Raw genomic sequence first — 25,331 nt, forward strand, 5'->3', positions numbered from 1 at the left:
CAACGAAGGTGAACTGGGGGAGGATATCTGCAAAAAGCCCTCGCCAAGGCGAGGGCTTTCTCAATTCGATTTACCTGGACCGGGACCTCTAGACTGGTTTTTGTGTGATTGCCCCGAACGGCGCAACCCCAAAAGTTCCGATCCATTCGGCGGCTGTATCCTTATGATCTTCTATGGCCCGCTTGATCTCCTCGTAAACCGCCTCAGGGGGTCTTGAAGGAAGGAAGGAGAGCATTCTGGCCAGCTCTCTCAGTTCCTCTTCCGACATGACCATCAACCGCAGATTGGCCTGAGATCGAAGCCGCTTGGCCTCCTCTTCATACCCCTCTGATTCCGCCATGGCCGCGCGGATGGAACTCAAAATATGATATCTCACCAAGTTAAAATTCGCCATCGCTTAACCTCCATGCCGAACGTATCTTTCGACTACACGAATATGCTATCAGAGGAAGGTTAAAAAAGGGGTTAAGGGAAAGTAAACATTGAGTAACAGTATGGTAATGGTCGGTGAATGCTCTTCCGTCTTTGGGGCGATAAATCGTCCCGTCCATCCCAGGGTTCAGTCTAACCGATAGCATTATAACAGAGAAAAATTGAAGGGGGAATAGCCATTTTTGGGCGGCCTTACTGACCTGTCGCCAGCTTCCAAAAGGGCAACGTTTCATAGGTGTCATCAGAAATAAAAAGACAGACCGACCATAGGTCCGGTCTGGCAGGAAACCATAGGGGTGACTTGGCTCATATAGAGTTCCGCACAGTTGAATTCAGCCGCCAGCATTTCCTTCAGCTTTTCGCCTTTGCTGAGATCGTCGGAATAGTGAACGATGATGTGCGCCGGTTTGTCGGGAAGCGCATATCTGAGAGTTATCTCAATCAACCGAGCCATTGCCTTGGGCGTGGTTCTTACTCTATCGGAAAAATCAAGGATTCCGGTCAAATTCATCATCCCGATAACCGGCTTCATTTGAATCAGATTGGCCAGCGTCCCGGCAAACTTGGGAGCCCGGCCGCCCTTGATAAGATAGGTCAAGGTCTCCAGCGCCATCAGCCACTTTACCCTCGGAATCATGTCCTGAACGGTTTCAATGATCTCGGAGAGGCTCTTATCGGCATGCGCCGCTCGGGCTGCTTCCAGCACCATCATTCCCTGTGCGCCGACAACGGTTCGAGTATCCACCACCTCTATGATGGTATCGGCCAGTTCCTGCTTGGCCATCTCTCTGGCCTGCATCAGCGAGTTGTAGGTCACTCCCAGATCGCTCGAATGAGGCAAACACAAGATTTTATCAGTGCTCCTGGCCAGGTCTTTGAAGATGTCCATAAAAGTCCCGGGAGCAATACCGCTTGTCGAAGAAGTGTTCTTGGGGTCCTTTTGCAGTTTGTAGAACTCGTCTGGTGTGATATCCACCCCGTCGCAATAGGTTTTTCCATTGACGATCACATTGATCGGAGCCACTCGGATATCATACTCCCTAATAAACTCCGGAGGTAGGCAATTTCCGGTATCCGTTACAATCCCTACTCTAGGCATTATGAATCTCCTAATTAGGCAACCTTTGATTAAGTGCTTTCAACCCCCTAGCCCCCAATCTTGGGGGAAGGTTGAAGAATTCGGGGGACACCCCCCGAACCCCCGGCAGGAGGAATCCTGCACCATTTGATCAGAGGTTCCTCAGTTTATTATCCGACGCCGCCGTCAATGCCGATCACCTGAGCCGTAATGTAGCCCGCCCGTTCGCCAGCTAGGAACGCCACCAGTTCAGCCACCTCGTCTGCCATGCCGAAACGTTGCAGCGGAATTCTGGAGAGAATGGAGTCTTTGATCTCTTGATGCAACATTGAAGTCATATCGGAAACGATGAAACCGGGGGCAACCGCATTAACCGTTATGTTTCGCGAACCGACCTCCCTGGCGATGCTCTTGGTGAAAGCAATAAGTCCGCCTTTGGCAGCCGAGTAGTTGGCCTGTCCGGGGCTTCCCGTTACTCCGGCAACCGAGGAGATATTGATAATCCGCCCCCATGACCGATCCATCATCGATCGCAGCGCAAATCTGGTGCAAAGATAAGCGCCTCGCAGATGGGTGTTGATGACTGTATCCCATGCTTCATCAGACATTCGGGGCAAGAGTCCGTCCCTGGTTATGCCGGCATTATTGACCAGAATATCGATGTGGCCCCACTTTTCGATGATTTCTCTGGTCATGGCTTTCACCGCTTTGCTATCGGAGACATCCGCCTTGACCAGCATCACCTCGCTTCCCATTGCTTCGATCTGGGAAACCACCTGCATGGCCGCTTCATCATTGGAGAGATAATTGACCGCCACTCTGGAGCCCTGAGAAGCCAGCTTGAGGGCAATCGCCTTCCCCAAACCTCTGGAAGCGCCCGTGACCAGGGAAACCCTGCCGCTCAGTTCTCGTTCCATCACTCTAAGCTCGCTTTATAACCAGACTGCAATTCTGCCCGCCGAGGCCGAAGGAGTTGGAAAGGCACACGTTCACTTCCTGCCGACGGGCTGTGTTGGGAACATAATCGAGATCGCATTCCGGGTCAGGGGTCTGATAATTGATCGTCGGGGGGATGATGCCGTTGCGAATCGTCAAAACGGAGGCCACCGCCTCAACCGATCCGGCCGCGCAGGCCAGATGCCCGATCATGGATTTATTGGCGCTCATCGGTATCTGATAAGCCTTTTTTCCGAACACCAGCTTGACCGCCTTGGTCTCACCGGCATCGTTCAGCTTGGTGCTGGTACCATGGGCATTGATGTAATCGACTTCCTCCGGCGATACCCCGGCGTCTTCCAGGGCCAGCTTCATCGCCACGGCCTCCATCTCAGGATCGGGCGCGGTTTCACTGAAGGCATCAAAGGACCATCCGGCTCCGCCCACTTCGGCCAGAATCGTGGCACCGCGTGCTTGGGCATGTTCGTATGATTCCAGGATCAATATTCCCGCGCCTTCAGCGATGACAAAACCGTCTCGATTGAGATCAAACGGCCGGCAAGCCGTTTTCGGGTCCAGACTTCTGGTCAGGGCACCGACGATGCCCAGACTGGCCACAGATATCGGGGTTACCTGCGCCTCTGCTCCCCCGGTGATCATCACATCGGCGCGGCCAAACCGGATATAATTCATGGCCACACCGATGGAATCGCTGCCGCTGGCGCAGGCGCTGGCAATACTGGTATTCGGCCCCTTGGCCCCAATCTCAAGCCCGACCTGAGCCGGAACCATGTGGGCAGACATCTTGGCGATCAACAGAGGGTCGACCCGCATCGGCCCCCGCCTTCTGAGCACCTCGCCCTGTTCATCGATCAGAGATATCATGCCCGCTGTGGCGATGACCACCCCCACCCTCTGGGCATTCTCTTTGGACATCTCCAGCCCGGCCGATTCGATGGCCATCCGGGTGGCGGCAATGGCAAAGTGGGTGCACCTGGAAGTGCGATCAACCCTCTTGATGTTCATGTACTGGGCCGGATCGAACCCCTTGACCTCACCAGCCACCTTTACCGGGTATTTGCTGGCATCAAACGCCGTGATCGGGCCAATGCCCGATCTGCCCTCCACCAACCCTTGCCAGTATTCTTCAACCGTCAGACCTATGGGAGTTACCACCCCCAAACCGGTTATCACTACTCTTCTTCCCATGTTTTGCATAAGTTCCACCATTATTCCCTATATCTGCTTCAATCGTGAGGACAAGCTAACAAGGCTTATCCGGAATCGTCTGCACCAGGGAGGAACCGCCATCCACGGTTATCACCTGTCCTCGGATCATGAATGCCTGATCGCTGCAGAGAAACGCCACGGCATTGGCGATATCTTCCGGCTCGACCATCCGCCCCACCGGGGTACGGCACCACACAGGGGGAAGCCCTTCTCCACCGGAGAGAATCCTGATAGCTTCGGTTTCCACAGCGCTGGCGGCAACTGCGTTCACCGAAATGCCCTTTGGAGCAAGCTCAACAGCGAGATATCGGGTGACGGTTTCCAGAGCTGCCTTGGAAGCACCGATGGCTGTATAGGAAGGCAAAACAAAGCGGGAACCCAAGCTGGTGATGCTGATCATCTTGCCCCCGTCTTTCATCAGCGGCACCGACTTCTGGGCGCAGAGCAGAAAGGCTCGAGCATTAATGTTCATCGCCCAGTCCCAGCCGCGCGTATCCAAGTCCAGAGCGGAGCGAGCCACACCGGAGGCGGCATTGCTGATCAGGATATCCAAACGCCCAAACTTCTCGGTTATTTCGGCGAACATGCGGCTAACCTTCTCTTCATCCCCCACATCCGCCTTGATGAGGTGAGCCCTCACGCCTTTCTTGCGGGCTTCTTCCGCAGTGGCCTCAGCCGTATCGCGCTTTCGGAAGTAGTTGATAACAACATCGGCCCCTTCGGCAGCGAGTCTCAGCGTGATCGCCCGACCGATGCCCCGGGAGCCGCCGGTAATCAGGGCTACTTTCCCTTTAAGAGAATCGCTGCTCATCCCTTCTCAGCAACCTTGCGTTCAACATAAGCGATGATATCGCCCATATTGGCGATGGCCTTCAGGTCTTCATCCGGTATTTCAATATTGAAACTATCTTCCAGGGCCACCAGTATCTGGACGACATCCAGAGAATCGGCTTCCAGGTCCTTAAAGGTAGTGGTCGGTTTAAAATCAAACCCCTCTTTGCGCACGATCTTGAGGACGGTTTTCTTGACGGTCTCTTCAATCGACATATCGAACTCCTCAGTGATTATTGCACTTTGCTGCGAGCCGCAGCAAGCTCGCTCCTGAGAGCGCCCACAAGGTCCATCTCCACGGCCGCTTTTGCTTGGGCAATGGCCCGGGCGATCTCGACAGCCTTGCTTCGCCCATGAGCCACAATGGCTACCCCGTTAACCGCCCACAAGGGGCCCCCCCCGGAAGCATCGGCCTGATTGGTGGCCAGGACCAGCTTATCGGCCAGCTCTTTGACTTCGTTCCGGGGTAATTTGCCTTCCAGTTCGGCCTCAAGCCATCCGGCAACCGTCCTCCCCAGAGATTCACAAAACTTAACCAGAACATTGCCCACAAAACCATCGCAAACGATCACATTCGCCCGCCCCAGAGGCAGATCGGATCCTTCGACATTACCGATAAAATTAAGCCCCGATTTCTTAAACAGGGCGTAGGCTTCTCTGACATGCTCGTTACCCTTGCCTTCCTCTGCCCCGTTGCTCAAGAGCGCCACCGTGGGATTCTCGATACCCAATACTTTCCGAGTATAGACGGCTCCAACGATGGCAAAATCGAGGAGCTGATCCGGTCGGCAATCCACATTCCCGCCTACGTCCATCAACACCGTATTCGGCGCAAAAGCCAGGAAATTCCCGCCAACCACCGGGCGCGCTATTCCCTCCATACTGCCCAGAATCTGAAGCGCGGCGGCGACCACCCCACCTGTTGGTCCCGCACCGATGACTGCATCGGCCTTCCCTTCTTTCACCAGCCTGGTGGCTACCGCAATCGAGGCATTTCGTTTGGTGCGCAGAGCAAAAGCGGGATGCTCGCCTTCCTGCAGGTACTCATTCGTCGCCACGATTTCAATGCTGCTACACCCACCCTGATTGGCAAGCTCACGTGCAATCAATTGCTCCGGGCCGACAAGGATAACTCCAACCCCTTGCTCCCTGGTGCCAAGAATCGCCCCTTTCACAATCTCTTCAGGGGCATAATCGCCGCCCATGGCGTCAATGGCTACCTTCATGGCTCCTCCGTCTTGAGCACCGCTTCTCCGCTGACAATGGATTCCCCTTTTTGATTCTGGCAAAGGACCTCGCACTTGATGACAACCCGGCTGCCGTTTCGTTCAATCTGACGCACTTTGCCGCTCACCGTGACGGTATCGCCTGGCCGGGCAGGGGATTTGAAGCGGATGTCCAGACGGCCGCCGGTGAGCCACACCCGCCCGAAGGTCATCGTCATCAGGTGCGAAACGTAAGCCATGATCAGCATGCCATGGGCAATCGTGCCTCCCAGGGGAGTCTGACGGGCAAAGTCTTGATCGATGTGGATGGGATTGAAATCCCGGCTGGCCTCGGCATAGAGGTTGATGTTCTCCTGGAGGATGTCCCGGGTGATCAGCCCAAGGACCATTCCTTCTTCCCACTCCGATATCTTCAGCATGGCCTCGTGTTCCATCTGTTTTTCTAATCAGACTGGGGCAGGATGAAACTGCTCTTGCCCTTCATTATCGTTTTAGAGTCCCGGTCAAGAACTTCAATATCTATATTAAGGAGACGCATCTTCCCCCGCTCCTGCTTCCGGCTCACCCGCGCGCGGCTGGTGAGCGTATCGCACACCCGTGCAATCCCCACGAATTCGAGTTCCTGAGAGATATGGATGGTTCCCGGAAGCAACACGATCTTCTCGGCAAGCGCCGCCTGAGCGCAGGCAGCTATGGCTGAAGGGGGAACGAGTGACGTTTCCTGATACAAATTGCTGGTCTCGCCTACGGCTCCCAAATAGAGGGCGATCCTTGACGCCTCCAGGTTGATGCTCGCCGGAGGGAATTGGTACCCCACCTCTATCTGGTGAAATTCAACCTTCTTTTCCGGAGGCAGCATGAATGGATTTGTCATGACCTTACGCCGATTGTAGAGAACCTTGAAGCTGATGTCAAGCCAGCGTATCCTTGACACCATCCCCCGAAACCCCTAGAATTCTGATGGAACAAACTCTGCGATTTTTCCCATATCTGCAAAGATGAGTGTAGCAGACGAATTAGCCGCAATTCAACCGGCGCGAGAAATGGCTCTGACCATCGGAGTTTTCGATGGCGTTCACCCGGGACACCAACACCTCATCAACCGATTGAAAGAGAAATCGGTTGAAATGGGTCTCTTGAGCGGCGTTATCACCTTCAGCTGGCATCCCAAAGCACTTCTAGCCCCGCAGACAGAGCTGCCCTATCTGACCAGTCTGGAGGAGCGGATCCGGCTCATCAAGGCGCTGGGAATCGATCACGTTATCGTTCTATCCTTCACGTCCGAACTCTCCCAGCTCACAGCGCGGGAGTTTGTCATATTGATGCAAAAGCACCTCAAGATGCGCGCCCTGGTGATCGGCCCTGATTTTGCTCTCGGCAAAGGCCGCGAGGGGAACTTCGACTATCTCAGTTCCCTGGGAAAAGAGCTCAACTTCACCGTAGACGCCGTTCACCCCATCAAGCTGGGTGAAAAGGTCATCAGCAGCACGGCCATCCGCCGAGCGCTGGCCAAGGGCGATGTAGAGAATGTGTCCCAGTTGCTGGGCAGGCGCTTTCGGCTGAGCGGAACGGTTGTTCACGGGGATCATCGCGGCGGCAAGCTCCTGGGATTTCCGACCACCAATCTGAGCGTTGTCAGCAACAGCGCGCTACCGGCCGATGGCGCCTACGTCACACTGGCTCACACCGGCAGAAAGACTCATAAAGCGGTGACCAACATCGGGGTGAGGCCAACTTTCGGCAAAAGCGCTCGAACCATTGAAACCCATATCCTCGATTTCAAAGGCAATCTCTACGATCATGCCTTCAGCATCGAATTCGTCAAGCGGCTCCGGGGAGAGATCAAGTTCGACTCCCTGGATAAACTCAAGGAACAAATCAGGACCGATATTTTGACGGCAAGGTCAACGAAAATCGAAAGATCAGCAGGATACAGCCGATGAGCAAAGAAATCGACCGCATATTGAAAAGAGGCGTCAGCGAGATCATCGTCGAAGAGGAACTCAGACGGATGCTGGAAACGGGAAAACCCCTCCGTCTGAAGGAAGGCTTCGACCCCAGCCGACCCGATATCCATCTGGGCCATGTAGTCGGACTCAGGAAGCTGCGACAGTTTCAGGAACTGGGCCATCAGGTGGTGCTCATCGTGGGAGACTGGACAGCGCAGATCGGCGATCCCAGCGGCCAATCCCAGACTCGCAATATGCTCACTGCCGAAGAGGTGCGAGCCAATGCTGAGACGTATATGCAGCAATTCTTCAAGGTGGTCGACCGCGAGAAGACAGAAGTCCGATGGCAGAGCGAATGGTTCGGGAATTTCAACCTGGCCGATGTCATCCGCCTCACCAGCAAGTTCACCGTGGCCCAGATCATGGCGCGAGAGGACTTCGCCAGCAGACAGGCGGCCGGAAAACCCATCGGCATCACGGAGCTTCTGTACCCATTACTCCAGGCCTACGATTCGGTGATGATCAAAGCGGATGTGGAGTTCGGGGGAACCGATCAAAAGTTCAACTGCCTCATGGGGCGCGAACTTCAGCAAATGGTCGGCCAGCGCCCGCAGCAGGTTTTCTTCATGCCGCTCCTGGTGGGCACCGACGGCAAGATGAAGATGTCCAAGAGCCTGGGGAATTATATCGCCGTCACCGACCCGCCCAATGAAATGTACGGCAAGGTGATGTCCCTCCCGGATAATCTTCTGCTGGATTACTTCGAACTGATCACCGATGTCCCCGATGAGGAGATAGCCGAATTCAAACAACAGCTTTCAAGCAATGCCATCAACCCAATGGTTTTGAAAAAGCGGCTGGCGCGGGAGATCATCGCCCAGTTCCACGATTCAAAGGCGGCGCAGGATGCCGATGTGCATTTCAGCTCCGTATTCCAGAAGGGGGATATCCCCAATGACATTCCCGAATTCGTGTTGGATACTCACGAGAAGGCCGCCGATATAACGGAAATACTGGTGAAGGCTGACCTGGTGAAAAGTCGAGGGGAAGCCCGCAGGCTGCTGGCCCAGGATGCCATCCAAGTGGATGGAGAGAAAGTGACCGCCCCTCTGATTACCCTGAAAGACGGCAGCATCATCAAAGTCGGCAAGCGGCGGTGGCTCAAGATCGTTGCCAGATAGAAAGAACTCAGATATCAAATAGAAGGAGCAATACCACATGAAATATCCAGAATACCCGGAGATGATGGCCAGATACCAGGAGAAGCGCAATAAGATCGAGCAGATGGGCGGTGCGGCTGCGGTCAAAAAGCAGCATGACGAAGGGAAGATGACGGCGCGGGAAAGAATTGAGTACTTCTTCGATCCGGGCACTTTCACTGAGCTCAAGAAGTTTGTTGAACACCGGACTACCGCTTTCGGGCTGGGCAAGAAAGAAATTCCCGCCGAAGGAATCGTCACCGGCTTCGGCAAAGTGAACGGCCGATACGTTGTTGCCAGCGCCGATGATTACACCTCCATGGCCGGAACGTTCGGCGAATACCACGGCAAGAAGCTTTCCATAGCCATCGATTTTGCCAAGGAGAAAGGCTGGCCTTTTGTGGGCATGAACGACTCCGCAGGTGCCCGGCTTCAGGAAGGACTGGATAGCCTGAACGCATATGGGTGGCTCTTCCGATCTCAGATACTGGCTTCCGGAATTGTCCCGCAGATCGCTCTGCTGATGGGGCCGTGTCTCGGTGGACAGGCGTATCATCCGGTCATGCAGGACTTCCTGTTCCAGTGCAAAAAGACGGGATTCATGGGAATCGCGGGGCCGGCATTTGTGGAGACTCAAACCGGAGAATCAATCAGCCTCGAAGAGCTTTGCGGCGTGACGGCTCAATGCGTGAAGTCAGGAAACGCCCATCTGGTCGCAGAGGATGATAAAGATTGTCTGGATAAGGCAAAAGAATTGCTCGGGCTCCTGCCCTCAAACAACAAGGAGAAGGCTCCCGTATCTAAGTGCGATGATGATCCGGAGAGAGACATCCCCGATTTCGAGTCAATCGTACCGGCGCAGCCGTTCAAGCCTTTTGATATGCACCTGGTGATCAAGAGGATTTCGGATAACGGCTATTTCTTTGAGATCATGAAGATGCATGCCCGCAATGTGATCGTCGGTTTTGCCAAATTCAATGGCCGGACAACCGGCATAGTTGCCAGCCAGTCGACGTGGCTCGGCGGGGCCATCGACTGTGATGCTGCCGATAAGATCGCCCGGTTCGTCCGGTTCTGTGATCTGTTCAGTATTCCGCTGGTCAATCTCCATGATACCCCGGCGTACATGATCGGCTCCGAGCAGGAATGGAGAGGGATTTTGCGCCACGGAGCGAAAACACTTTATGCTTATATCGATGCCACCGTGCCCAAGATAACCGTGATCGTGCGCAAGTCTTTGGCCGGCGCTTATCTGGGTATGTGCTGCAAAGATACCGGTGCCGACTTTGTCTTTGCATGGCCCAATGCCAAAGTGACTGTGGTCGGAGCGGCATCGGCTGCCAGCATTATCTTTGCTAAGGAGATCAGGGAGTCTGCCGATCCGGCGGCGACGAAGGAAAAGAGGATGCAGGAGTTCCTGGATACCTATGAGAATCCTTACCAGGGAGCCGCGCGAGGATTCATCGACGATATCATCATGCCCGGGGATACCCGCAAGCAGATCAATCGCGCTCTGGATATCCTGGAGAAGAAGAACGAGATCCGGCCCTGGAGAAAATACTCCAACATCAACATGTAGGGCGATCAGGACTCAGTTATCAGTTGTCAGTAGGGGCGACTCTTGGGGTCGCCCGCTCGGGAATCACGACCCTCACCTACCCTCTCCCCTGATGGGAGAGGGACTCAAGAGAGTGAATGGATTCTTCCCTTCCGGGATTTCAGGGCCTGCCCTGAGCTTGCCGAAGGGAGTGCCCCCCAACCGTCTTTTTCTTCCCCCTTTCCCGTTCACGGGAGAGGGGGACTGAGGGGGTGAGGGCGATTCCCCCAACGATTGGGGCAAAAGACAAGCACCACACTACTACACAGACAAGGAAGTGACGCCATGAGCGAACCCCAAGCGCTATACAAAGTTGAAGGTCCCATCGGCATCATCACCCTGAATCGAACAGACACCAGAAATGCCTTCAGCTGGGAGATGGTCCGGCTGATTCAACAGTTCCTTGACGAGGCATCTGCAGACGATAAAATAAAGGTTTTGATCCTGACGGCCAACGGTGCCGCTTTCTGCGCCGGGGCGGACGTCCGCGAGTTTGCCGAAGGCAGACTGCGGGGATGGGTATTCAAGAACTTCATGTGGGAAGGTCTGCACCACCTGAATCTCACCCTTACGGAAGACATGGACAAGCCAATCATTGCAGCGGTCAACGGTCCTGCCATCGGCGCCGGGATGGACATGGCTCTGGCCTGCGATATGCGCGTCTCTTCCGATAAAGCCAAGTTCGCTGAATCCTACATCAACATGGGAATCATCGCCGGAGACGGTGGCGCATACCTGCTTTCCCGGCTGGTGGGAATTCCCAAGGCCCTTGAATTGATGTTGACCGGGGATATGCTTTCAGCAGAGGAGGCCTTCGCGCTGGGAATCGTGAACAAGGTCGTCCCTCATGAGCGCCTCTTGGCTGAGACAATGGTCCTCGCGGAGAAGATCGCCAGCAAACCTCCCCTCGCCGTCCGTATGATGAAACGCTCCGTTTATCAGGCTCAAAACAGCTCATTCCGGAGCCACCTGGACTGCGTCTCCTCCCACAATGCCATGCTCTCCGAGACAGAGGATCATCAGGAAGCCGCCAGCGCTTTTATGGAAAAGCGCAAACCAACCTTCAAGGGAAAGTAATCAAGCGTTTTTGTGCTCCTATAATACAGGGAGAGAATTTTTCACTTCCCCTTTTCTTGATGGTTTTTTCTGTATGGAGCTAAAGGAGATTCGTGCTTACCAAGACTGAGATAAAGGTTCGAGGATATCACCTTGATGTGTATCAACATGTCAACAATGCTCGCTATCTGGAATTCCTTGAAGAGGGACGTTGGGTTTTCCTCGAACAAAACCGAAGCTCCGACCAGTGGCATCATGGGCTTGATTTTGTTGTAGCCAATATAAACATCAACTATAGACGACCGGCGAAATTGGGTGACGTATTAGAAATACGAACTGATATATCTACTGTTCGGGCCAAAAGTGGTGTAATTCATCAGGAGATAGTATTTCGAGGTACGGAGTCTTTAGTTGCTGACGCGGATGTGACTTTCGCTATTCTGGACTCAAAAACTAAACAAGCTCTTCCTCTCAAAGAAAGTCTCTATACTTTTTTTGATAAGCTGGCTGAGTCAAAAGACATTGCCGAGAAATAGGTCACATGAAAGGAGCAGGAGGAAGTTCAACAAAAGCGATTCCCTCCGCACTGATTGCTCCTTGCGGAACGAACTGCCGCCTCTGCCGGGCCTACACCAGAGATAAAAAAGCATGCCCCGGTTGCCGGGGTGACGACAGTCTCAAATCAAAGTCCTGCGTCACGTGCCGGATCAAGAACTGCGAGAAAATAGCGAGCGGTCGAGCCAGATACTGCTTCAGTTGCGACAGCTTTCCTTGCGCCAGGCTGAATCACCTGGACAAACGTTACCGAAGCAAGTATGGCATGAGTATGATTGACAATCTCAGCACATAGAGAAGTCCGGCATCAGGTCCTTCATCAGAAACGAAAAAGAGAAGTGGCCCTGCCCGGAATGCGGTGAGTTGATCTGCGTTCACAAGCCGCAATGTCTTTCTTGCGGCCACAAGTGGCATTAGCCTCTCCTCGTAACCCACTCTTGACACAGATGCCTACACAATGCATACTGATGCATATGAGAACGACACTGAACATTGACGATGAAATCTTGCAGAAGGCTTCCGAGTTGACGGGTATTAATGAGAAAACATCATTGGTCAGACTGGGACTGGAAGCTTTGATCGCCAGGGAAAGCAGTAAAAGGCTGGCCAACCTTGGTGGAACCGAGAAAGACTTGAAATCCATCCCCAGAAGAAGGACGGCCGCCAAACGAGTATGATCCTAGTGGATACTTCCGTCTGGGTATCCCACCTTAGAGGTGATGATGCTCACCTGCGAAAACTGCTGAATGACGGGAAGGTCTGTTGCCATCCCTTTGTTGTGGGGGAGTTGGCTTGCGGCAACCTCCAGAACAGAGCTGAAATACTGTCTCTCCTGCAATTGCTGCCAGCGGCAAAGACGGCTACTCATGAAGAGGTACTGCGATTTATCGAGACACAAAGCTTGATGGGCATTGGCCTCAGCTTCATTGATGTTCATTTACTTGCGTCGGCACTTTTATCAGAAGCACCTCTGTGGACATTCGATAAAGCTCTAAAGGCTGCTTCTACCAAATTGAATGTAGATTACCAGTAGATCGGTGTATCTCTCTGCTTCACCCCAAAGCCTGTCCGAGTCAATCTACACCGACCAACAAAGCGTTCATCTTTGAGCCTGGTCTTGCTCCTTCATGAAGCTCATAATATCCACAAATCCAAGGATGACCATTGAGACCGGGCTATTGCTTCCAGCTTCTGTTTGTGGTATACCTCTTCCATAACCCATTCAGGTCCACGATCCAGGCTTTCCAGCTTATCTATCCGCAGGGTCTTCCATCAGTTTCAACGGGTTACTTCGTTCAAATCTGAGTAGAATGGAGGGATCACATGAAGAAGTACCGTGTCATCCAATGGGGTACCGGCCAGGTAGGAACAGGGGCGCTTCGGGGAATCATCGAAAATCCCCAACTCGAACTAATTGGAGTGGCTGTTTACTCCAAAGAGAAGAATGGCAAAGACGCCGGAGACTTATGCGGTCTGCCTCCTACCGGTATCAGGGCCACCACTGATCGTGCGAGCTTACTGGCGATGCAGGCAGATTGCGTCAGCTACAATGGTGTGGCGTTCAGTGGCGATCCGGTGGTCGATGAAGTCGAGAGCATCCTCCTCTCCGGCAAAAATATCGCCTCCTCAGCCATCCTCAAACCATCGAAGAATGTTCCCGGCCGACATGGGGACGTGAACACGGTCAGACGCCTCGAGGCCGCTTGTCAGAAAGAAAGCGTCTCCTATTTCGTCTCAGGACTGGATCCGGGTTTTGCCACAGATGTGTTGCCTCTGGTCCTTTCCGGCGTGTGCCAGCGCATCGAGTTTGCACACGTCACCGAGATCATGGATTACACCACCTATTTGAATGCCTACGCCATCATCTAGTTCATGGGGTTCGGGAAACCCATTTTCACTCAACCGCCCAAGTACGTCGGGGAAATCTGGATTCCGCCTCTGTACGAATTGGCCGATGGTCTGGGCGTCGACCTCGATGACATCGTTGTCAGCTGTGAAGGTCGTCCTCTTGAAAGAGATGTGACCGTATTGGGCCATGGTTTGAAAGCCGGCACTATGGGTGCTTTGCGCTTCCGTGTAGAGGGCGTGGTCAAAGGAAAACCCGCCTTATGCATCGAGCATATCACCCGAATCGATCGAACCATCGCTCCCGATTGGCCACAACCTCCGGGGGGTGACGGAGGATACATCATCGAGATTGGCGGCAAGTTGAAGTATAAAGTCAGCCTGGAGTTCTCGATCGATGACGGCGACTTCATGAAAGCTGCTGCCTATGCAACAGCCATGCGACTGGTCAACGCCATCCCGGCAATCTGTGAAGCGCGACCGGGCGTTCTTTCTGGATTTGAACTTCCGCTGATAACAGGCAGAGGCTTGCTCAAGGTGAATTGAAAACATAGGCAGTTTTGCCAAGCATGAGGCCACAGAAAAGCAGCCTGACAAACGGTAGGTGAAAGTGATCCGGATGTGGACCCACTACGAATAGTCAGCTGGCAAATTCTCCAACCCATTCAACCTGGCCATGGTGATCCAGACATCACCGGCAGGAAAGCCAAGGTAGATGGACATCGTCTCTGCTGCTTGGTGCGAGGAGGATGGATTCTGGTCAGAACAGGTAGTAATCCGGCTGTGAAGTCATAGCCAAGTTCGTGACCGCACAAACCAAGTTCTACCCGCCGGTATGAGGCCTGATGATCGAAACCACATCGCCGTCTTTCAGAATCATCTCGTCCCTTTCAGACGGGGATACCCGCTTCCCATTGATCACCACCATGTAGTGGAGTTTGATTTCTCCGGTCGTCTGATCAATGAAATCCATACCCAAGTGAGAACCGTGCGCTTCAACCAACCGTCCCATGAATTGCCTCAGCGTCGTATCTGGTTCCGCTTCCAGATAACGCTTCTCACTGAGAGCTTCTGTCCTGGGGTAGATTTCTACCCGTATCATCATTTAGCCCTATTGCCATGCAAGAGGCTTACTTCCACAAAGCGAATAGCGCCGGTGGGACAAGACAAAACACATTGAGGATCGCCGCCGCAAAGATCGCATTTGACCAGTTGAAGGTCCTCAGGAACGAGTCGAATTGAACCGAAAGGACAGGCCAGCATGCATTCCCGGCAACCTAGGCAACTCTCCTTGCTGGTGTCAAGCCATACTATTCCCGTCTTCTCATCGCGAAAGATCGGGGGAGCAAAAGGTTTTGTGCCCTTCCACGTTTTTTCGGCAGGACATGCTTTGATGCAGACAGGATTCCTGCATTGCCTGCAAACCGAAGGAACATCCGTCCCCGTTTCGGAATCAGAGTGGATCCTTATCCCGCTGCAGAACGGATTGAACTTCCCAGACTTCTTTTCAGAGCAAACCATCATACATATACGGCACCCGTTACACAGCTTCGAATCGACCTGAATACTCTTCATCATTTTTGTTACTTCTCCTGATATTCGGGGGTATTCTTTTGTGGCGGGAGTTTTCCCATGTCGCTCAACGCTTTGGCTACATCGTCCAAACCGAGCATCTCCAGCTTGGCTCTGCTGGGAATTCCGGTCTTGACGTCCCAATCCCTGAGTTCATAGTATCGATCCAGCATTGATTCGAATTTCTCAGGATCAATTTCTTCACCTTTGCAGGGACCACCTTGAATGGGCTCTCTGGCTATTCTGCCCCGGAAGCGGTCATCTTCCCGGCTTATCCCTTCCCGCACGGCAAAGGCCCTCTCCAGAGCATTGATCCTCTCTGCCGCCAGCTTCATCTGTTCAGCATCCCGCTCGATCCCAGTCGCGGCTGAGAAGAGATCCGCTGCCTCCTGGAAATGAATCTCCTGCTCAGCCCACCCAGAAATGAACTTGCATATCTCCACCGCGTCTGTCATCGTGCAGAGGTTCTGGTAGTAGACCGTCGTCGCCGCCTTTTCGTAGGAGGTGGGATCGGCTTCCCGATCAGTGCCTATCAGGGTCTTCATTTTTTCCGGAGATATCGCCGGAGGGTAACCCTCCTCATGATGGCCGGGTATTGTGCTCGTTGATCCGGACAGCACATAAGCCTTCATCAATCTCGGATCATCCGACCCCATTCCCATTCCTTTGCAGTGGCTGTAATCCTCCGCCGCCTTGCCGCCGATCTTCAGAGATGCTCGATACCCCCCTTCAGCCAGCAGATCACCGAACCCTTCTCTATTGCCGACCTTGTGAATCATGGCAATGATCGCATCGACATTGCCCCACTCCAGCTCAATGCCGTCCGTATCCTTTTGGGTGATGATGCCCTGCTGGTACCATTCCATCGCTGCGGCAATCGCAAACGGCAGCTCAATGGTGTCCATCCCGTACTGGTTGCAGAGGTTCAATATCCTGAACATAGACTCCAGACTGGAGTTTCCCAGGTTGGGACCGAAGGGATAGACGAGACCGCCCTCGACGCCCTCTCCCTTCTCACCTTTGTAAGGCCCGTCCTTTACTTCAAAGAAGTGGCTGCAATGCAGAGGACAGGCATGACAGGCCTTGTCCCTGGTGTAGTACTGGCTTATGCTGGATTTTTTGAAGTTCACGGCCCCCTCCCAGGGGCTGGCTTGCTGGAAGTTTCTGATGCTCAGAATACCAGCCTTATCTGCCACCAGCATGGATGCAGGAGATCCATGAACGGAGAAATAGCGATAGTACGGGTTCTGCATGATCCGATTGGTGATCTCGCGTGTCAGTGCTATCATCCGTTTCGGATCGGCAACGCGAATGCTTCCCGTGCCTCTCACCGCTATGGCTTTGAGGTTCTTCGAGCCCATTACCGCACCCATTCCGGTCATGCCCGCCACACGGTGCATCGTGAACAGGATGACGGCAAATCTCACCAGCTTCTCCCCGGCAGGGCCGATGGAAGCCACCTTGATATTGGGATCGCCGAGCTCATTCTTGATCAACCGATCAGTTTCCCATGTGTTTCTGTTCCACAGATGTTTGGCGGGCCTGATGGTTACCGTATCATCATCGATGAAAATATAGACCGGCTCCTCTGCCCTGCCCCGAATCACAACATGATCGTAACCCGCCCACTTCAGCTCCGGACCAAAGCTCCCACCTACATTGGACATTCCTATGCCCGGGTAGGCGAAAGACTTGGCAGTCACGCTCATCCTGTTCGCCGAGGGTGCCACGGTTCCTCCCAGCGGTCCCGTCCCAAAGATCAGCAAATTATCAGGTGAGGCAGCATCGATCCCCGGCCGGACCTCGCTGAAGAGAATTCGGGAGTTGATCCCTCTGCCTCCCAGATAGTCTTTGCCCAACGATTGATCAAAGGGTTCCTTCCTGATCTTTCCGCAGGAAAGGTCAACATCCAGTATGGTCCCTGCCCATCCGTACATGCCGCTCTGCTCCTTTACGTTTAATCGGCATCCGTCTGTCTGTAAAATCGGCTATCTGACAATCAACGGGCTCTTGAAATTGCGCAGGTCCGGCACGAAGTTGGCGAAGGTGTTGGGATAAACGATCCCCGGTTTGGCCCCGCAAACAATGGGAATGGTTTGTATGATGTTAACAGCAGTGGTATACCATGCAGGCGCGGTCCGATCACCTTCAAGAAAGCGAAGGTTCTTCTCGGCCGAGGCCAGCAGCTCGAACTTGCACCTGACGGAAACCGGCTGCCCTTCGATAATAATGGTATAGTAGTCACCGGGAAGCAGCCCCTCCTCGAGGTCATCATCATCAACGTACCATATCTCCTCCAGGGTGAGGAAGCGTTTGCCATCCACAATGGCATGATATGAAAAATCGCATCCTGCCCGGGTACCCTTTTTCACGGTCAGCGGAATCAAGTTGATATCCTTTCGGGCAACGAAATAATTCTTCTCCGTCTCCATGCGCTCCACCTCGACTCCCAGAATCGAGCAGGTGAGCGCCAGACTCTCGGTATAGCCCTGATCACCCGCATCCTCTATCATCGGCTTCTGGCTCAAGGGTGACCCGAAACCCAGCCCTCTCATCATGTCGGCACTCTCAACTCTCCTGAGATCAACTACTTCCTGGACTTTGATATAGGAAATGCTGGTGGAGGCCCCGGTAAGGGTGGTGACGATGCGTTCGATCAGCCAGCCGGGATTCACGCCCGTACCGTGCAGGCTTGCGCCGCCTTTTTCACACGCCTTTTGCAGCTTATCCGCCAGAGCCTGCGAATGATAAGAAGGATACCACCAGTTGGCCGAGGTGATGACATTCTTGCCGGACTCCAGCATTCGGCAGACGATATTGGTAGCCTCCGAATCGACACGCATCTTGGTGCTCAGGTTCGGACAAAACAGAACGCAGTCGGCATCCAGGTTAAGTATCTTCTCCTGATCAGTGGTCATACGCACCCCCATCGGGGCCATACCCAGATACTCTCCCGCATCCTTTCCGTTCTTCTCGGGATTGTAAGCACGGACCCCCACCAGTTCCAGTTCCGGCTTTTTGGCGATCTCCCGGAGCAATACGCTGCCTATAGTTCCCGGTCCCCATACGATGACCCGGTAAGGTGATTTCACTTCGCCCTCCTTTTATTTATTTGAGTTCTCGGCTTATGATGTCACAACGTTCAGAACGCTCACGGCAAGGATGTCGTATTGCCAACTTCGGCTCTGCCCAGCAATCTTGAGACGTGCAGGGGCAATGGACGAATTGGCCCGGCGGTGATGCTTAATGATGTCCTGTTTGGTTAACATTTTAACCCATATGAAGGCACTCAAGCAACATAATAGTCTCCTGAAAAGGATACCAATTTAACATCATTACGATATGCCTGATTTTCCGCCTTCACTCGCCACATTGGATCACTGCCCCTTTTCTAAGCGCAACAAGGCTGCAGAAACCTGCAAGGCTCACCATACAGGCAAAATTGACCTGTCATTCAGGCTCGCCTCATGCTGAAAGAAACAGCGTGTTGATTGTCCCAACGCATGCTTGTATACTCAACACTGGTCCCCAACTAGAGCTTCTTCTCAACGCTTATCATTTTTCGGGAGGCACAGCGATGGGTCACAGTGACAACTTCGAGATCTTCATGGATGCATTGATCAATATGCCCTTCCATAAGACCCTGACGTTGACGCCAGAGTCATTCGATCTGGACAATGGCTGCATCAGATTCTCCATGCGGGATGAGTTGGTGGGCAATCCTGCCTTTCGTGTCTTGCATGGAGGAGTTACTTCGGCAATCCTCGACTTGGAGGGGGCTCTTGTCCTGGGGCTCCATCACGCCAGACAGGTCAAGGATCAACCTCCGAAGAGCCTGCGCGAGCTTTATAAGGGAGGCACCCTGGATTTGCGGATTGACTTTATCCAGCCGGGGAAAGGTCGCCACTTTGTTGCTTCCGGTAAGATCGTTCATATCGGCAAGAAAGTTGCTATTACGCACAGTGAGCTGCACAACGACCAGCAACAACTTATCGCCATGGCCACAGGCTCCTATGTTGTCGGTTGACGTTGTGCCAACTGCAAATTTGCTCTATTCTCGAAATCACGCCGACCTTCACCTGTACCACATCTCAACAGTGGCATTAATTGGCTGACATCCCCGATTGCCTTGCTCCCTCGCTCTAGGCTATCATAGAGCAAAACGGAGGCTGGTACGATGCATCTTTCCAATATTCGGTCCATGTATGCGGCGGTCGAAGTCGAACACGGTTTCGACGTCATTATCATCGTCTCTTCGAGCCACGATCAGGCAGATTTCTGGCAGAAGCGGCTTCAGTCTTCCCGTGGCACGGTAACTCCCCGCAAAACACAGGTGATCTCCGTGGAAGAGGACTGGCCGGGCGGAGCCGGACAATTACTGGGAACCCTTTACGCCTTCCAAAAGGCAAGCTCCATCCTCAACCTGCACCAGATTCTCGCCGGAGGCGGAACCATCGCCATGTACCACACGGCAGGCAAGGGAACGCGGATGGCCCCGATAACGGCTGCTGAGGCCAACAACAAATCGGCCATCAAGCTGCCCCGGCTGATCGAGATCGACGGCATCAGAACGCCTCTTACTGTACTGGAAGCGGTCATCTTTCAGACTGGAATCTTTGCCGACTCCCGTCCCGGGAGGCTCGGCGTTTTCTGGGGAGATCAGGTCTTCATCCCCTCCCGATCCGCCAATTTTGAAGGCAACCACCATGCCGAGATACTGGATATCCGCGATCAGATACCGGCAGATGAGGAGAGCTGGAAGAGCAGCTGGCAAAGCTATGGACTTATCATCCCCGATGCTCACGGTGACGCGCTGCAAAGGGAAAAACAATGCTGGGACGATCTCAGAAAACTCACCGCCGTCGGGCTCATCAAACCGGATGCTTCCGGCCGGGTCATCCTGGGAAAAAGTCTGGGATGTTTCTCGGTTTCCCACAACTTGCTCTCCGCTCTGCTGGAAGAGTTCGCCGCCGAGCTTACCGAGAAACGGGTAAAAATGGACACCGATCCCCACCTCTGGATGCCGCTGACCTCCACCAGAGAACAATTCACTTCAGCCGGGGGCAGCCCGGCGCTCTGGGATAGACTGGATCAATTCAAACAGCGATTCATGACCAAGGATCAACAAAGGCTGAGGCTCTTCGGCGATAAAGACGTGGGGAATCAAACTCTCTGGTGGGACTATGGCCAGCTCCGGCTTTATCATCAGAATTTCCTCAAAGCGCTGGAGGACTCCTTTGAAGGCGCCTGCCTGCGGCAATTCTACAACTTAGAAAGCCATCACATCCAAAGTTGCAGCAAAGACGGTCTCACCGTGGAAAACTCGATCATCGTGAATTCGCATATCAAAGGAAAAGTCAAAGACAGCGTTCTCCTCGGAGTGGAAGCCGACCACCTCGATTCGACGGCCTCTGCCATTATGTCAAGCCATCTGGGACGCGCACGGATAGACGGGGCGCTCATCTACGGCTGCATCGATCTGAATGAGATGGCGCTCAACACGGGAGAAGTGGCCGCCGATGTGTTCATGCCGTCTCTAGGTCAGATGAGAATGAGAACCGAAATCCGGCGCGATGGCAAGGAAGACTGGGATCGCCTGATCTGTGGGAATCCTTACACCTTCGAGTCTCTGAGCCGATTGGTGGGAAGTCAGTCTGAGTCAGGCATTGTGGCTGAGAGGAGTAAGCGGATGGGCCATTACAAGAATCGAGAGAAGATTAAATCACTGGCACGTAGCTTCATCAAGCCGGCCACCGATAATCTGGTGGAGATCGTGTGGGGAGGAGACCATATCGAAAAGATGAAGGGGTTGCCGCCTTCCGGAAAGAAGATCGCCGAATCGTGGGAGTGTTCCTCCCACCCCCAACATCCCTCGACCATCCATCTGCAAGATGGCTCGGCAATTCCCTTGAGCGACCTGTTGGCGCTGATGAGCGAGGACATCCTGGGCCATCAGATGGCCGAAGAGTTCATCGGAAGGCTGCCGATCCTTTTCAAGTTCCTCGATGCCCGCGAAGACCTCTCCGTCCAAGTGCACCCCTCCGATGAGAAGGCCCGGGAACTCGGCGAAAGCGACACGGGCAAGACCGAGGCATGGGTGGTGCTGAAAGCCGAAAAAGGCGCCGTGCTCTATCTGGGTTTCAAGGAAGATGTGAATGAATCTGAATTCGAGAAGGACCTCTCCTCGCCTAGGGTCAATATCGCGCAGAAGTATCTGACCCCGATTGAGGCGCGCGTCGGCGATGTGCTGATCAATCCCACCGGGACCGTTCACGCCATCGGCAAAGGGGTGGTTCTGGCCGAAATCCAGCAGTCCTCCGGGATCACCTACCGGGTGTGGGATTGGAACCGGGTTCCCCAACGACCGCTGCACATCGCCAAAGCCATGGCGTCGCTCAACTTCAAGAAGACCGGCAAGGCAGATTTCGAGCTGACTCCTATCAGGATCAGCGATAAAGAGGAACGCCTGATCGACAGCTTCTACTTCTCCCTTGACCGCCTGAGGCTGGCTTACGGCGATGCACTCGATGCCGACACCAAGGGCGGTTTTCAAATACTGACCTGCCTTGAAGGCAAATGCGATCTGATCGGAGAAGGCTCAAAAGCAGCCATCGGGCAATGGGAATCGGCGCTGGTTCCGGCTTCAATCGGGCAATACAAAATCGCGGCCAAAGCGGACTCCGTTCTGCTGCGGTCTTTTGTGCTTGCTCCCCAGCAGATCGATCCGGTCATCTTCCAGACTTATGACGTGCGCGCCATCGCCGATAAATATCTCTCGGACCGAGTCTGTTACTATCTGGGAAAGGGATTCGGGACTTTTCTGCGCAGAGAACAAGGAGGGCAACCACAAGGGATTGCCCCTACAGTGACGGTCGGTGGAGGCGTTCGGCTTTCCACAGAAAGAATCCGCCAACAGTTGATCAAAGGCATCTGCTCCACAGGCGTGAACGTCCTCGACGTCGGCGTCACAACAACTCCCGAACTCTATTTCTCCATCCCCTATCTGAATGCCGATGGGGGCATAAATATCACCGCCAGCCACAATGAGGCGGAATACAACGGACTCAAACAGGTGATTCGGAGCGCCGATGGGTTTATCACCAGCATCAACGCCGACCAGATGCTCGAAATCAAGAGAACGGTGCTGGAGGGCGATTTTCTGGAGGGCGAGGGGAAATACACCAAGATCGAAGAGGGCGAGGTGGTTCGATACCACAACGAACTGGTAAAGGCCAATTGCCGTCTGGGAAGGGCGATCTGGATCGAACTGTTGCAAAGGTGGCAGGATAAAGGACTCAAAGCGCTCCTGGATGTCACCTCCAAGTTGGACTTCCCCGAGAAGCCCGATAAGCAAAAATGGGCTCAAATCCGCCAGACCCTGGATTTGCCTGCCGATATTGAACAACCGGCTACCGCCATCAAACATCCCTTTGAGGGTCTGATTGCGGTTATCGACTTTGGCAACGGCTCGGCATGGAGGACCGCAGAGGTCTACTCCGATCTTGGAGCCGAGGTGGTGGCGCTGAACGACTTCCCGGACGGCTCCTTCCCCGCCCACATGCCCGACCCCATCAAGGCCAAGTATCGCAAACAGCTTGAGGCGGCAGTAATGAAGGAAGCGGCCAGATCGAAGAAGGAAGTGATCGGGATCGGCAACGATGAAGACGCCGACCGGGTGATCTACGTCCGCAGCGATGGACGAGTGGTGGAGGGAGATCGAACTCTGGCCATCCAGGCCAAGCCGATCATCGAAGAGCATGTCAGACTGGGCAAACCGGGAAAACCCCGATTCCTGGGCGAGGTGAAATTCTCCCGCGTCGCTGAAGAATACATCACGTCGCTGGGCGGAGAATATATCCTCAGCCCCACCGGATTTGCCTTCATCAAGGACGGCACCAAAGCTCTGGCGCGCGCCCTCCGGGCAGGCGAGCCGGAGATCGAATTGTTCGGGCGCAAGATCAACCTCCGGGAGAATAAGGAGCCCATCGCGCTGGCGGCGGAGCTTTCCGGACACCAGATGGCCGGGCACGAGGAGAACTGGATTTTCGATGACGCGCTGCTGGCCTCCATCAAAGTACTCTCCGCCATCGCCGACGGACTGAAGGAAGGCAAGACGTTTATCGATCTCGATGAGGCCGTGCCGCGATATCCGGCCACCCCGGAACTGAATATCCGCCTCGGCACCAACATCCTGGCCGAAAAGCAGGAGGTGGTCGATGCCGTCCTCAAAATTTTCCGCCGCAAGGGCTACCCCATCGATACCACCGACGGCGGCCTGATTAAATGGCTGGACAAAGGCGGGAAGTGGCTGGGGCAGGCGCTGGTACGCAAATCAAACACCCAGCCGATGATCATCTGCCGGGTGGAAGGCAAGGACGAAAAATCCCAGCAGGTCATCGAGGACGAGTTCTTCAAGGAACTCTCCAAGGTCTCCACAAAAACAGTTCCAAAGCTCAATTTAGCTTCCGATGATTACATCAAAGGGATTCTGCCGAGGGTAATAGGATAGAGGAACGAATCAAATGCTGCAGTTGAAATGCACCCGAAAACTTCTCGATTTCTCCAGAGCAAAAGATGCCCTCCCGCCGGAAAAGGCCGCGGATACGTTGCTGGGGGACTGGCATGCAACAGTCGTTGATTTCCTGCGGCCGCGACTTCTCCTCTTCATCAACGACAAATCGCTCTATTGCATCATTGATGTTAGCAGACCTCGGGAGAAAGGCGCCGATTTGCCCGTGATCTTTCGGAAGAACCTTTACCGGGCATTACAGGAAAACCGTGTTTCCGAAAGCCGGATGCAACAGGTGTTTCAAGACTACGGTGAGACGGTAATAACCCGGACAGATAGCCGAAGCGTTCTGGGAACTCTAAATGATATCAACAACCATATCTATGCACATGTTGAAGATCTGGCCCGGAAACACGCCAAGATCGATCTGCGTGAACTTGAACAGCGTCTGAACATGGTTCCCCACAGCAGCGTCGGCTACAAGGGATACAAGTATCCGAGAGAGGCTTTCACCCAGATGTTGGACCTCAGCTAACCATCCATTCTCGAGTGACTTCTCTGAAGCGAGATAGGTGGAGTGGCATGGAATGAAAACCACCATCTGGAGACACGACGCTTTGAGATTGCCTCGTCGCTTTTCGTCAGATTAAGGACTCCTCGCAATGGCAGGCCCTTACATTCAAATCCGAACATAGGTGGTGGGAGCGAAGTTGGTAGCCATCGTCCAGACAGTGGCTACACAGTCGCGCACCCGATAGACGGCCAGCGTATCATAGGTGACCAGCTTGGAATCGATCCAGTTCTTGAGGAACTCCCTTTTCGACACGATCTCCTTCTTCAGGTTGAGGTCTTCCACCAGTTCGGCAGTTCCCGCCACTCGCACCTGGATGCCCTTCTGCAAGTCATTGAAGCACATCTCGACCTTGGGGTTGGCCACAAGCTGCTTGTGCAAATCCTTCATCTTGCCGGTGTGGAAGAGTATCCCCTTTTCGTCCGCCCGGTAGATCAGCAGTCCCCGCACGCGTGGCTGATCTCCCTCAACCGTGGCCAGGTGACAGGCAGGATTGGCGTTCAGAAAGGCAATGATTTCGCTCTTGTCCATGCGGCACCTCCAACGTTATGTCCAAAGACTACTCTGTTTACTGCATAAGAGTCAAGAGTCCAGATGCACCCTGTTTTTCCGAAATGCTTTGACTAAACCCCCTCAATCCCCCGAGCTTCAGGATGCAATTGCACATTATCATTGAGGGGGATGATGGTCTTGATGGTCAGCCGACCATCGTCATAGTAGATTATCTCATCTACCAGCAAACGCA

27 protein-coding genes are annotated in these 25,331 nt (G+C 53.8%); 13 read left to right on the top strand and 14 right to left on the bottom strand.

Translation table 11 applies throughout. The features are described from left to right. Positions 1–88 precede the first annotated feature (88 nt). From PHV74_00480 to PHV74_00520, 9 genes are all read right to left on the bottom strand, one after another. Positions 89–394 carry a hypothetical protein gene (locus PHV74_00480; protein MDD5092845.1) on the bottom strand — a complete coding sequence of 102 codons (306 nt, stop codon included), beginning with the start codon at positions 392–394 and terminating at the stop codon, positions 89–91. A gap of 279 nt (positions 395–673) precedes the next feature. Beyond that, entirely contained in the window at positions 674–1,531 is an 858-nt protein-coding gene (locus PHV74_00485; protein ID MDD5092846.1) for a DegV family protein, read from the bottom strand. A 149-nt stretch (positions 1,532–1,680) separates the two neighbouring features. Beyond that, positions 1,681–2,427 carry a 3-oxoacyl-[acyl-carrier-protein] reductase gene (fabG, locus tag PHV74_00490; GenBank protein ID MDD5092847.1) on the bottom strand — a complete coding sequence of 249 codons (747 nt, stop codon included), beginning with the start codon at positions 2,425–2,427 and terminating at the stop codon, positions 1,681–1,683. Positions 2,428–2,431: 4 nt separating this feature from the next. Beyond that, entirely contained in the window at positions 2,432–3,655 is a 1,224-nt protein-coding gene (gene fabF, locus PHV74_00495; protein MDD5092848.1) for a beta-ketoacyl-ACP synthase II, read from the bottom strand. A gap of 55 nt (positions 3,656–3,710) precedes the next feature. After that, positions 3,711–4,487 (bottom strand): enoyl-[acyl-carrier-protein] reductase FabL, encoded by a 777-nt coding sequence (fabL, locus tag PHV74_00500; protein ID MDD5092849.1) that lies wholly within the window; start codon positions 4,485–4,487, stop codon positions 3,711–3,713. Next, positions 4,484–4,723 (bottom strand): acyl carrier protein, encoded by a 240-nt coding sequence (locus PHV74_00505; protein ID MDD5092850.1) that lies wholly within the window; start codon positions 4,721–4,723, stop codon positions 4,484–4,486. The genes fabL and PHV74_00505 overlap by 4 nt, the downstream gene beginning before the upstream one ends. Positions 4,724–4,740: 17 nt before the next feature. Then, on the bottom strand, positions 4,741–5,733 hold the full coding sequence (gene plsX / locus PHV74_00510) for a phosphate acyltransferase PlsX (protein ID MDD5092851.1): 993 nt from the start codon (positions 5,731–5,733) through the stop codon (positions 4,741–4,743). Then, entirely contained in the window at positions 5,730–6,167 is a 438-nt protein-coding gene (locus tag PHV74_00515) for a MaoC family dehydratase (GenBank protein MDD5092852.1), read from the bottom strand. The genes plsX and PHV74_00515 overlap by 4 nt, the downstream gene beginning before the upstream one ends. A gap of 8 nt (positions 6,168–6,175) precedes the next feature. Beyond that, a complete protein-coding gene (locus PHV74_00520) occupies positions 6,176–6,670 on the bottom strand; it encodes a MaoC family dehydratase N-terminal domain-containing protein (GenBank protein ID MDD5092853.1) in 495 nt (164 codons plus the stop codon). Between the two features lie 61 nt (positions 6,671–6,731). On the opposite strand from PHV74_00520, the gene PHV74_00525 reads away from it, so the two are divergent. The 10 genes from PHV74_00525 (at position 6,732) to PHV74_00570 (ending at position 14,480) form a co-directional block, all read left to right on the top strand. Next, positions 6,732–7,676, top strand: a complete 945-nt coding sequence (locus tag PHV74_00525) for a bifunctional riboflavin kinase/FAD synthetase (protein MDD5092854.1) — start codon at positions 6,732–6,734, stop codon at positions 7,674–7,676. Then, complete coding sequence (gene tyrS, locus PHV74_00530) at positions 7,673–8,863, top strand: tyrosine--tRNA ligase (GenBank protein MDD5092855.1); 1,191 nt, start codon at positions 7,673–7,675, stop codon at positions 8,861–8,863. The genes PHV74_00525 and tyrS overlap by 4 nt, the downstream gene beginning before the upstream one ends. A gap of 37 nt (positions 8,864–8,900) precedes the next feature. Continuing rightward, on the top strand, positions 8,901–10,460 hold the full coding sequence (locus tag PHV74_00535) for an acyl-CoA carboxylase subunit beta (protein ID MDD5092856.1): 1,560 nt from the start codon (positions 8,901–8,903) through the stop codon (positions 10,458–10,460). Between the two features lie 303 nt (positions 10,461–10,763). Continuing rightward, positions 10,764–11,555, top strand: a complete 792-nt coding sequence (locus PHV74_00540) for an enoyl-CoA hydratase-related protein (GenBank protein MDD5092857.1) — start codon at positions 10,764–10,766, stop codon at positions 11,553–11,555. A 92-nt stretch (positions 11,556–11,647) separates the two neighbouring features. Then, a complete protein-coding gene (locus tag PHV74_00545) occupies positions 11,648–12,070 on the top strand; it encodes a YbgC/FadM family acyl-CoA thioesterase (protein MDD5092858.1) in 423 nt (140 codons plus the stop codon). Between the two features lie 5 nt (positions 12,071–12,075). Further along, on the top strand, positions 12,076–12,384 hold the full coding sequence (locus PHV74_00550) for a DUF3795 domain-containing protein (GenBank protein MDD5092859.1): 309 nt from the start codon (positions 12,076–12,078) through the stop codon (positions 12,382–12,384). A 178-nt stretch (positions 12,385–12,562) separates the two neighbouring features. Next, entirely contained in the window at positions 12,563–12,766 is a 204-nt protein-coding gene (locus tag PHV74_00555; GenBank protein MDD5092860.1) for a type II toxin-antitoxin system VapB family antitoxin, read from the top strand. Next, positions 12,763–13,122, top strand: a complete 360-nt coding sequence (locus PHV74_00560; GenBank protein MDD5092861.1) for a type II toxin-antitoxin system VapC family toxin — start codon at positions 12,763–12,765, stop codon at positions 13,120–13,122. The genes PHV74_00555 and PHV74_00560 overlap by 4 nt, the downstream gene beginning before the upstream one ends. A 290-nt stretch (positions 13,123–13,412) precedes the next feature. Further along, complete coding sequence (locus PHV74_00565; protein MDD5092862.1) at positions 13,413–13,958, top strand: hypothetical protein; 546 nt, start codon at positions 13,413–13,415, stop codon at positions 13,956–13,958. A gap of 3 nt (positions 13,959–13,961) precedes the next feature. Continuing rightward, the gene (locus tag PHV74_00570; GenBank protein ID MDD5092863.1) at positions 13,962–14,480 is read left to right on the top strand and encodes a hypothetical protein; all 519 of its coding nucleotides are present in this window, start codon (positions 13,962–13,964) and stop codon (positions 14,478–14,480) included. A 277-nt stretch (positions 14,481–14,757) separates the two neighbouring features. Here the strand turns inward: PHV74_00570 and PHV74_00575 are convergent, their stop codons facing one another. The 4 genes from PHV74_00575 to PHV74_00590 are packed head-to-tail and all read right to left on the bottom strand — an operon-like array spanning position 14,758 to position 18,598. Continuing rightward, positions 14,758–15,039 (bottom strand): MoaD/ThiS family protein, encoded by a 282-nt coding sequence (locus PHV74_00575; protein ID MDD5092864.1) that lies wholly within the window; start codon positions 15,037–15,039, stop codon positions 14,758–14,760. Next, positions 15,036–15,512, bottom strand: a complete 477-nt coding sequence (locus tag PHV74_00580; protein MDD5092865.1) for a 4Fe-4S dicluster domain-containing protein — start codon at positions 15,510–15,512, stop codon at positions 15,036–15,038. The genes PHV74_00575 and PHV74_00580 overlap by 4 nt, the downstream gene beginning before the upstream one ends. Before the next feature lie 5 nt (positions 15,513–15,517). Further along, the gene (locus PHV74_00585) at positions 15,518–17,443 is read right to left on the bottom strand and encodes an aldehyde ferredoxin oxidoreductase family protein (protein ID MDD5092866.1); all 1,926 of its coding nucleotides are present in this window, start codon (positions 17,441–17,443) and stop codon (positions 15,518–15,520) included. Positions 17,444–17,494: 51 nt separating this feature from the next. After that, complete coding sequence (locus PHV74_00590; GenBank protein ID MDD5092867.1) at positions 17,495–18,598, bottom strand: hypothetical protein; 1,104 nt, start codon at positions 18,596–18,598, stop codon at positions 17,495–17,497. Positions 18,599–19,083: 485 nt separating this feature from the next. On the opposite strand from PHV74_00590, the gene PHV74_00595 reads away from it, so the two are divergent. The 3 genes from PHV74_00595 (at position 19,084) to PHV74_00605 (ending at position 24,550) form a co-directional block, all read left to right on the top strand. Then, a complete protein-coding gene (locus PHV74_00595) occupies positions 19,084–19,533 on the top strand; it encodes a thioesterase family protein (protein MDD5092868.1) in 450 nt (149 codons plus the stop codon). A gap of 150 nt (positions 19,534–19,683) precedes the next feature. Further along, positions 19,684–24,015 carry a hypothetical protein gene (locus PHV74_00600; GenBank protein ID MDD5092869.1) on the top strand — a complete coding sequence of 1,444 codons (4,332 nt, stop codon included), beginning with the start codon at positions 19,684–19,686 and terminating at the stop codon, positions 24,013–24,015. Positions 24,016–24,028: 13 nt separating this feature from the next. Then, a complete protein-coding gene (locus PHV74_00605; GenBank protein MDD5092870.1) occupies positions 24,029–24,550 on the top strand; it encodes a hypothetical protein in 522 nt (173 codons plus the stop codon). A gap of 144 nt (positions 24,551–24,694) precedes the next feature. Here PHV74_00605 and PHV74_00610 read toward each other — a convergent pair whose 3' ends face one another. Next, positions 24,695–25,117 carry a pyridoxamine 5'-phosphate oxidase family protein gene (locus tag PHV74_00610; GenBank protein MDD5092871.1) on the bottom strand — a complete coding sequence of 141 codons (423 nt, stop codon included), beginning with the start codon at positions 25,115–25,117 and terminating at the stop codon, positions 24,695–24,697. Positions 25,118–25,331 lie beyond the last annotated feature (214 nt).

It is taken from the genome of Dehalococcoidia bacterium, from assembly GCA_028711995.1.
Lineage (GTDB): Bacteria > Chloroflexota > Dehalococcoidia > SZUA-161 > SpSt-899 > JAQTRE01.

Bases quoted from the DNA above. Each gene is read 5' to 3' on its own strand.
- PHV74_00595 (MDD5092868.1), top strand. From the start codon at position 19,084: ATGGGTCACAGTGACAACTTCGAGATCTTCATGGATGCATTGATCAAT.
- PHV74_00505 (MDD5092850.1), bottom strand. From the start codon at position 4,723: ATGTCGATTGAAGAGACCGTCAAGAAAACCGTCCTCAAGATCGTGCGC.
- PHV74_00520 (MDD5092853.1), bottom strand. From the start codon at position 6,670: ATGGTGTCAAGGATACGCTGGCTTGACATCAGCTTCAAGGTTCTCTAC.
- PHV74_00580 (MDD5092865.1), bottom strand. From the start codon at position 15,512: ATGATGAAGAGTATTCAGGTCGATTCGAAGCTGTGTAACGGGTGCCGT.
- PHV74_00550 (MDD5092859.1), top strand. From the start codon at position 12,076: ATGAAAGGAGCAGGAGGAAGTTCAACAAAAGCGATTCCCTCCGCACTG.
- PHV74_00565 (MDD5092862.1), top strand. From the start codon at position 13,413: ATGAAGAAGTACCGTGTCATCCAATGGGGTACCGGCCAGGTAGGAACA.
- PHV74_00485 (MDD5092846.1), bottom strand. From the start codon at position 1,531: ATGCCTAGAGTAGGGATTGTAACGGATACCGGAAATTGCCTACCTCCG.
- fabF (MDD5092848.1), bottom strand. From the start codon at position 3,655: ATGGGAAGAAGAGTAGTGATAACCGGTTTGGGGGTGGTAACTCCCATA.
- PHV74_00605 (MDD5092870.1), top strand. From the start codon at position 24,029: ATGCTGCAGTTGAAATGCACCCGAAAACTTCTCGATTTCTCCAGAGCA.
- PHV74_00525 (MDD5092854.1), top strand. From the start codon at position 6,732: ATGAGTGTAGCAGACGAATTAGCCGCAATTCAACCGGCGCGAGAAATG.
- PHV74_00610 (MDD5092871.1), bottom strand. From the start codon at position 25,117: ATGGACAAGAGCGAAATCATTGCCTTTCTGAACGCCAATCCTGCCTGT.
- PHV74_00540 (MDD5092857.1), top strand. From the start codon at position 10,764: ATGAGCGAACCCCAAGCGCTATACAAAGTTGAAGGTCCCATCGGCATC.
- tyrS (MDD5092855.1), top strand. From the start codon at position 7,673: ATGAGCAAAGAAATCGACCGCATATTGAAAAGAGGCGTCAGCGAGATC.
- PHV74_00585 (MDD5092866.1), bottom strand. From the start codon at position 17,443: ATGTACGGATGGGCAGGGACCATACTGGATGTTGACCTTTCCTGCGGA.
- plsX (MDD5092851.1), bottom strand. From the start codon at position 5,733: ATGAAGGTAGCCATTGACGCCATGGGCGGCGATTATGCCCCTGAAGAG.
- PHV74_00600 (MDD5092869.1), top strand. From the start codon at position 19,684: ATGCATCTTTCCAATATTCGGTCCATGTATGCGGCGGTCGAAGTCGAA.
- PHV74_00575 (MDD5092864.1), bottom strand. From the start codon at position 15,039: ATGATGATACGGGTAGAAATCTACCCCAGGACAGAAGCTCTCAGTGAG.
- PHV74_00480 (MDD5092845.1), bottom strand. From the start codon at position 394: ATGGCGAATTTTAACTTGGTGAGATATCATATTTTGAGTTCCATCCGC.
- fabL (MDD5092849.1), bottom strand. From the start codon at position 4,487: ATGAGCAGCGATTCTCTTAAAGGGAAAGTAGCCCTGATTACCGGCGGC.
- fabG (MDD5092847.1), bottom strand. From the start codon at position 2,427: ATGGAACGAGAACTGAGCGGCAGGGTTTCCCTGGTCACGGGCGCTTCC.
- PHV74_00560 (MDD5092861.1), top strand. From the start codon at position 12,763: ATGATCCTAGTGGATACTTCCGTCTGGGTATCCCACCTTAGAGGTGAT.
- PHV74_00515 (MDD5092852.1), bottom strand. From the start codon at position 6,167: ATGGAACACGAGGCCATGCTGAAGATATCGGAGTGGGAAGAAGGAATG.
- PHV74_00570 (MDD5092863.1), top strand. From the start codon at position 13,962: ATGGGGTTCGGGAAACCCATTTTCACTCAACCGCCCAAGTACGTCGGG.
- PHV74_00535 (MDD5092856.1), top strand. From the start codon at position 8,901: ATGAAATATCCAGAATACCCGGAGATGATGGCCAGATACCAGGAGAAG.
- PHV74_00555 (MDD5092860.1), top strand. From the start codon at position 12,563: ATGAGAACGACACTGAACATTGACGATGAAATCTTGCAGAAGGCTTCC.